A 7,388-nucleotide genomic window follows, 5' to 3' on the forward strand; every position below is an offset into this window, starting at 1 on the left:
GCGATTGTTCCGGCCCGCCCGGCTTCTGCGCGCTTGCGGCGCTTACCGGCTCACGCGCTCACGGGCGGCGGCTCAGGCCATACCGCTGGGCGCGGTATCACGCGGCGCGCCGGACATGCCCAGCAGCCAGCCGGAGGTCTCGCCGCTGCCGAGGAGGCCGCCGAGGGCGCCGCCGCTGTCGGACGAGCCGCCACCGGTGGTGCCGCTGCCGCCACCGGTGGTCGGCGTCGGGGCGGCGGTGTGGGTCGGCCGGGGCTGGGTGGAGGGGACGGAATGGGACGGGGCGGTGCCGGTGCTGCCGCCGGTACCGGTGTGCTGCGAGGCGGCACCGGTGGGCGCCGAGGACGTGCCGGCGGTGGCGGAGTGCGAGGACGCCGAGGCCGAGGGGGACGCGCCGGCGGAGTGCGAGGCGGACGGCGAGCCGGAGGAACTGTCGCTGGCCTCGCCGGAGACCTCCGGGAGCGGCGAGCCGTCCTGGTTGTTGGTGGGCAGGTCGGTCGGGCCGGGCAGGTCGGTACGCGTCGCGGTGGACCGTACGGCGGCGCCCAGCGTCGAGCCGACCACCAGGGTCAGACCGACCAGCACGGTCGCCAGCACCGTGCCGCGGCGCAGCACGCGGCGGCGCAGGTCCCACAGGTGCGCCCGGGGGCCGAGGCGGCGCCAGGCCTCACCGGCGAGGCGGCCGTCGACCGAGTAGACCGGGGCTCCGGCGATGACCAACGGGCTCCACGCGGCGAGGTAGATGATGTCCGGCGCGTCGTACGCCGGGACGGTCCGCCAGCTCACGGTGACCAGCAGCGCGACGGACAGCATCGCGCCGATGGACGCCGCCACCCGCTGCCACAGGCCGCAGACGGTCAGCACGCCGGCGATCACCTGGAGGAAGGCGATGGTCAGCCCGGCGCCCACCGGGTGCCCGAGGGCGAGGTTGCGCAACGGCTCGGCGGCGGCCCAGGGGTGGAGGGACGCGAGCCAGGTGACCATCGAGCCGCGCTTGCCGCCGTCGAAGTAGACGGGGTCGCAGAGCTTGCCCATGCCGGCGTAGATCGAGATGAAGCCGAGGAAGATCCGCAGCGGCAGCAGCACGATCCCGAGGTTCATCCGGCGGCCCGGATACCAGGCGTGCTTCACCGGGTCCGCGTGCCTGGCCCTGCCCTCGCCGCCCACGAACTCCCCGTCCGGGGCGCCGAATTCGTCGTCGAAGGCGCCGTGCGCCGGACGCATCCCGCCCAGCATCTCCCCGGGCGCCGGCCCGGACGGTGGCCTGCGCGGCCCCGCGACCGTGGGGTGCGGCTGCGTCCGCTCGTACGCGTGCTCGTCGATCCGCGGCAGTACCTGCGTCGTCGCCCCGGCGGGCTCCCCGGCGTTCTGCATCAGCTGCGTCTGCGCCTGGGTCTGCGACACGACATGCGTACGCCGCTGCGAGGCCGCCGACGGTCGCACAGCGCTGGGGATGAGCGGGACGCGCTGGTTCCGCTGCAGCGCACGGGCCGACGCCGCCCCCAGCTGTACGCGGAAGCTCGCGTGACTGACGATGACCTGGGCCGGATCGGAGTGCACCTTCACCATGCTGAGCACGGGCTCGTCCGGTGCCGCCGACGACCGTCCCCCGGGAGGAGTGCGGGCTGTTCTGGTGTCCACGCTCATCTAACCGAGTGACACCCGATTAGGACACTGCCTGACGGGTCCGACATGTCGGAGCCCCGTCAAGGCAGTCGGCGCGGCGCGCTACGCCCGCCGGCGAGCCGCCTCGTACAGGACGATCCCCGCCGCCACACCGGCGTTGAGCGACTCCGCGCCGCCCGGCATCGGGATGCGGACCCGCACATCACAGGTCTCGCCGACCAGGCGGGAGAGGCCCTTGCCCTCGGAGCCGGCGACGATGACGACGGGGCCGGCGAGGGCTTCGAGTTCGTGGAGCTCGACTTCGCCGTCGGCGGCGAGGCCGACGACCGTGAGGCCGGCCTTCTGGTAGGCCTCGAGCACCCGCGTCAGGTTGGTGGCGCGGGCCACGGACACGCGGGCGGCGGCGCCGGCGGAGGTCTTCCAGGCACCGGCGGTCATACCGGCGGCGCGGCGTTCGGGGACGACGACGCCGTGGCCGGCGAAGGCGGCGACGGAGCGGACGACGGCACCGAGGTTGCGGGGGTCGGTGACGCCGTCGAGGGCGACGATGAGGGGGTCCTCGTGGACGTCGGACGCGGCGGCGACGAGGTCCTCGGGGTGCGCGTACTCGTACGGCGGGATCTGGAGGACGAGGCCCTGGTGGTTGAGGCCGTTGGTGATGCGGTCCAGCTCGGGGCGCGGGGCCTCCATCAGCGGGACGCCGCGCTCGGTGGCGAGCTTGATGGCCTCGCGGACGCGGTCGTCGCTGTCGATGTACTGCTGGACGTAGACCGCCGTCGCCGGGATGTCCGCGCGCAGCGCCTCGACCACCGGGTTACGGCCGGCGACCAGCTCGGAGGTGGACTTGGAGCCGCGCCCGGACGGGCGGCGCGACTGTCCGGACGAGGACGCGGCGCGCTTGGCGGCGGCGTTGGCGATGCGGTTCTTCTTGTGCCCCTTGCGGGCGTCGGCGGGCGGGGTCGGGCCCCGGCCTTCCAGGCCCTTGCGCCGCTGGCCACCGCTGCCGACCGTCGCGCCCTTCTTGTTGGACGTGCGGCGGTTCCTGCGCTGGCTGTTCCCGGCCATGGGTTACCCAATCTCTTACTGCTCGGCACTGCTCAGAAATAAGTACGTATGTATGCAAGGGTCCCTCAGCGCGAGCCGAGGGACCACCGCGCACCGTTCGGGGTGTCCGTGATCTCCAGCCCGGACTGCTGCAGCTGGTCGCGGATGGCGTCGGCCGTCGCGTAGTCCTTGCGTCCCCGCGCCGCCTGCCGCTGCTCCAGCACGAGTCGTACGAGGGAGTCCACGACCCCGTGCAGATCCGCGCTGCGGTCGCCGTCCTCGCTCGACCAGCGCTCGTCGAGCGGGTCGAGGCCCAGCACGCCCAGCATGGCCCGCACCTCGGAGAGGCGGGCGACCGCGGTCTCCTTGTCGTCGGCGCTCAGGGCCGAATTGCCCTGCCGGACCGCGGTGTGCACGATCGCCAGCGCCTGGGGCACGCTCAGGTCGTCGTCCATCGCCTCGGCGAAGGCCGGCGGCACCTCGGTCGCCGGCTCGACGTGGCCCGCCTTCTCGACCACGCGCTGGACGAAGCCCTCGATGCGCGCGAAGGCGGACTCCGCCTCACGCAGCGAGTCCTCGCTGTACTCGATCATCGAGCGGTAGTGCGGGGTGCCGAGGTAGTAGCGGAGCACGATCGGCCGCCAGCGCTTGGTCATCTCGCTCACCAGCACCGAGTTGCCGAGCGACTTGCTCATCTTCTCGCCGCTCATGGTGACCCAGGCGTTGTGCACCCAGTACGCCGCGAAGTCGTCGCCGAAGGCCTTGGCCTGGGCGATCTCGTTCTCGTGGTGCGGGAAGATCAGGTCGATGCCGCCGCCGTGGATGTCGAAGGCGCTGCCCAGGTACTTGTGGGCCATCGCCGAGCACTCCAGGTGCCAGCCCGGCCGGCCTCGGCCCCACGGGGTCTCCCAGCTCGGCTCGCCGGGCTTGGCCGACTTCCACATCGCGAAGTCGCGCGGGTCGCGCTTGCCGGTCTCGCCCTCGCCGGAGGGCTGGAGGAGGTTGTCCAGCTCCTGGTTCGACAGCGAGAGGTAGTCGTCGTACGAGCGCACGTCGAAGTAGACGTTGCCGTCGGCGGCGTAGGCGTGGCCGCGCGCGATGAGTTCGCGCATCATCTCGATCATCTCGGGGATGTGCCCGGTGGCTCGCGGCTCGTACGACGGCGGCAGGCAGCCGAGCGCGTCGTAGCCGGAGTTGAAGGCCCGCTCGTTCTCGTAGCCGATGGACCACCACGGGCGGCCCTGCTCGGCCGACTTCGCGATGATCTTGTCGTCGATGTCGGTGACGTTGCGGATGAAGGTCACGTCGTAGCCGCGGTACGCGAACCACCGGCGCATGATGTCGAAGTTGAGGTTCGACCGGACGTGTCCGATGTGCGGGGCCGCCTGCACGGTGGCGCCACACAGGTAGATCGAGACGCAGCCCGGCACGAGCGGGATGAAGTCACGGACCTGGCGCGCGTTGGTGTCGTACAGGCGAATAGTCACGCATCAAGGGTAGTGGCCCGAAGTGGGTGTCGTGGTCGTGTGGTACCGGGCTTCACGCTCTTGTGACGGTCGGGTCACCCGGACGTGTCACGTGACCTGTCACCTACGGAGCACGAGAGCCGTCGCCACCGCCGCCAGGCCCTCCTCGCGGCCGGTGAAACCGAGGCCGTCCGTGGTCGCGCCGGACACCGAGACGGGGGCGCCGACGGCCGTCGAGAGCACCTTTTGGGCCTCTTCGCGGCGCTTGCCGATTTTTGGCCGTACGCCGACGACCTGGACCGCCACATTGCCGATCTCGAACCCCGCCTCGCGCACGATCCGGGCCGCCTCCGTGAGCAACGTCACACCCGACGCCCCGGCCCATTCCGGGCGTCCGGTGCCGAAGTGCGCCCCGAGGTCGCCGAGGCCGGCGGCGGAGAACAGGGCGTTGCAGGCGGCGTGCGCGACCACGTCGGCGTCCGAGTGCCCGGCGAGGCCGTCGCCCTCGCCCTCCCAGAGCAGCCCGGCGACCCACAGCTCACGGCCGGGCTCGAAGGCGTGGATGTCGGTGCCGATGCCGACCTGGGGGATGGCTGACTCAGAAGACATCCGTTGCCCTCCGGCGGGCGAGTACGGCCTCGGCGAGGACGAGGTCCAGGGGGCGGGTGACCTTGAAGGCCTCTTCGTGGCCGGGGACGACCAGCACCTGGATACCGAGCTGCTCGACCATGCCGGCGTCGTCCGTGACGTCGGAGGTGATCGTGGCGTGGGCCTTGACCAGCGTGGCGCGGTCGAAGCCCTGCGGGGTCTGGACGGCGCGCAGCAGGGCCCGTTCGGGGGTGCCGACGACGGCGCCGGTGGCCGGGTCGATCTCCTTGACGGTGTCCGCCAGCGGCAGCCCGGGTACGACGGCGGGGGCCCCGGCGCGTACGGCGGCGGCGACAGCCTCGACCATCTCGACCGGCACCAGAGGGCGGGCCGCGTCGTGGACGAGGACGACATCGATGTCGTCGGGGAGCGCGGCGAGGCCGAGCCGCACCGACTCCTGGCGGGTCTCACCGCCGGCGACGATCTTCATGTCCTTGGCCTCCGGCAGCCCCTGGCTGTCCAGCAGCGCGCTGACCTCGGCGACTCCGTCGGGCGGGGCGACCACGACGACCAGCGACACCGCGCGGGCGTGGGTCATGGCCCGTACGGCGTGGACCAGGATGGGGATGCCGCCCAGCGTGCGCAGCGCCTTGGGCGCGCCGGGGCCGAGCCGGACTCCACGTCCGGCGGCCGGAATAACCGCTGCGGTACTCAGGTTTGTGTCCTTGGCCGATGTGGGTATCGCCTCAACGTGCCGGGCCGTACGGCCTCGCGGGACCCTTCCGTGAATCCCGCGTGGTCAGCTGCCCGGTCGCGTACAGGCATCAGAACTTGCAGTGCACACAAGCATGCCGCAGTGCCCGGCGTGCGTATCGCACCGGGCACCGCGGCATATCGCGCGTCAGGACGCGAGGACCTCGTCGAGGAGCGCCTCGGCCTTGTCCTCATTGGTGTTCTCAGCGAGTGCGAGCTCGCTGACCAGAATCTGGCGGGCCTTGGCGAGCATGCGCTTCTCGCCGGCCGACAGCCCGCGCTCTCGCTCACGACGCCACAGATCGCGGACAACCTCAGCGACCTTGATGACATCGCCCGAGGCGAGCTTCTCCAGATTTGCCTTGTAGCGGCGGGACCAGTTGGTCGGCTCCTCGGTGTACGGCGCGCGCAGCACTTCGAAGACCCGGTCCAGTCCCTCCTGACCGACCACGTCACGCACACCGACGAACTCCGCATTGTCCGCGGGCACACGTACCGTCAAGTCGCCCTGGGCGACCTTGAGCACCAAGTAGGTCTTGTCCACGCCCTTGATCTGGCGGATTTCGATAGCCTCGATCAGCGCGGCCCCGTGATGGGGATAGACCACGGTGTCGCCAACCTTGAACGTCATGTGACAGGTACCCCTTCCGTGGCTATCCATGCTAACACGGGAACGGCTGGTTCTGAATGGCGTTTTCGCAGGTCAGGGCATATCTCGGGGCTTGACAAGTGCGGCAGGAACGTGCTGGAGGGGGCTGGCTCCACAGAGAATTCGCAGGTCGGAGCGGGTGCGTGGACGGGGTGAAACGCCCCCGTTACACGTTCTCGGGACGCTTGAACAGAGACGGAACGTCCAGTTTTGTCCATCCCCTGCGAGTGGGCAACCGCTACTCCGTTCGGACCTCAGGAGACCGAGGTGATCCAATTTCGTACGACTTTGGATTTCCCGTCGCCGGACGGCCGTTAAATCGATCTTGCCGGCGTGGCGGGAATCGTTCGGTGGAATCCCGGAATGGATTCCCGGAAGGGCGTACGCGAAGTGCCCGCGGGGGCCGCGCGGGTGAGGACGCCTCGCCGAAGGGTGGCCCGGTGCGGGCGCGCTGTGGCGGCTCGGTAACCTAAGGCCGCTGTCAGTAAGTCCCGTAACTCCGTACCTGCCCAAGGAGATGCCGCCGCCGTGAGCAGCAGCCTTCGACGCGGCGCCCTCGCCGCCGCCCTCGCGCTCTCGATCGCCCCGCTCGCCGCCTGTGGCGCCGGTAACAGCGCAGAGACGCTTCAGGTCAAGCCCGACAACGCCGCGACCACCGTCGGCGACATCCAGGTCGTCAACGCCCTCGTCCTCACCGAGGTCGACGCCGCCGGCGACTCCGCGGTCTCCGCTCGCGTCTTCAACAACGGTGACCAGAAGCAGACCATCGAGATGGTCAGCGTAGGCACCACGAACGCCGTCCTCAGCGACAAGGACAGCGGCCAGACCATCACCGTCCCGGCCCAGGGCTCCGTGCTGCTCGGCGGCAAGGGCAACCCGTCCGCGACCGTCGCGAACACCGCCGAGGGCAAGCGCGACGGCGACTTCCAGAAGGTCACCTTCGTCCTCAGCAACACCGGCGCCGTCTCCGTCCAGGCCCTGGTCCGCCCGGCGACCGGCTACCTGGCCCCCTTCGGCCCCACCGGCGCCGCCTCCCCGTCGGCCTCAACGAGCGCGTCGCCCAGCACGTCGGCGTCCTCGACCGCTTCCGCCTCCGCCTCCGTAAGCACGTCCGCGTCGGCCACCAAGAAGGGCTGACCGACGCGGAGAGCTTCTACGACCTGCTGGTTTACGGCTCGAACTTGTAGCCCAGGCCCCGCACTGTCACCAGGTAGCGCGGCGCACCCGGGTCCGGCTCGAGCCCTGTCCCGCGTGCGCCTCTC

General features: G+C 71.0%; 7 protein-coding genes. 1 reads left to right on the plus strand and 6 read right to left on the minus strand.

Annotation, left to right across the window (positions count from 1 at the left end):
* Positions 1-72: 72 nt before the first annotated feature.
* The 6 genes from ACFXJ5_RS04170 to ACFXJ5_RS04195 form a co-directional block, all read right to left on the minus strand.
* Positions 73-1,647 (minus strand): DoxX family protein, encoded by a 1,575-nt coding sequence (locus ACFXJ5_RS04170; protein WP_384626584.1) that lies wholly within the window; start codon positions 1,645-1,647, stop codon positions 73-75.
* An 81-nt stretch (positions 1,648-1,728) separates the two neighbouring features.
* A complete protein-coding gene (rlmB, locus tag ACFXJ5_RS04175; RefSeq protein ID WP_384626586.1) occupies positions 1,729-2,691 on the minus strand; it encodes a 23S rRNA (guanosine(2251)-2'-O)-methyltransferase RlmB in 963 nt (320 codons plus the stop codon).
* A gap of 65 nt (positions 2,692-2,756) precedes the next feature.
* Positions 2,757-4,157 carry a cysteine--tRNA ligase gene (gene cysS, locus ACFXJ5_RS04180; protein WP_384626588.1) on the minus strand — a complete coding sequence of 467 codons (1,401 nt, stop codon included), beginning with the start codon at positions 4,155-4,157 and terminating at the stop codon, positions 2,757-2,759.
* Positions 4,158-4,256: 99 nt separating this feature from the next.
* On the minus strand, positions 4,257-4,745 hold the full coding sequence (gene ispF / locus ACFXJ5_RS04185; protein ID WP_384626590.1) for a 2-C-methyl-D-erythritol 2,4-cyclodiphosphate synthase: 489 nt from the start codon (positions 4,743-4,745) through the stop codon (positions 4,257-4,259).
* Entirely contained in the window at positions 4,735-5,466 is a 732-nt protein-coding gene (gene ispD / locus ACFXJ5_RS04190; RefSeq protein ID WP_384628303.1) for a 2-C-methyl-D-erythritol 4-phosphate cytidylyltransferase, read from the minus strand. Before ispD ends, ispF begins: the two co-directional genes overlap by 11 nt.
* 159 nt (positions 5,467-5,625) lie before the next feature.
* Entirely contained in the window at positions 5,626-6,108 is a 483-nt protein-coding gene (locus ACFXJ5_RS04195; protein WP_033174074.1) for a CarD family transcriptional regulator, read from the minus strand.
* Between the two features lie 546 nt (positions 6,109-6,654).
* Here ACFXJ5_RS04195 and ACFXJ5_RS04200 point away from each other — a divergent pair.
* Positions 6,655-7,263, plus strand: coding sequence for a DUF461 domain-containing protein (locus ACFXJ5_RS04200; protein ID WP_384626593.1), 609 nt, complete (start codon positions 6,655-6,657; stop codon positions 7,261-7,263).
* Positions 7,264-7,388 lie beyond the last annotated feature (125 nt).

Source organism: Streptomyces sp. NPDC059373, from assembly GCF_042751495.1.
Classification (GTDB): Bacteria; Actinomycetota; Actinomycetes; order Streptomycetales; family Streptomycetaceae; genus Actinacidiphila.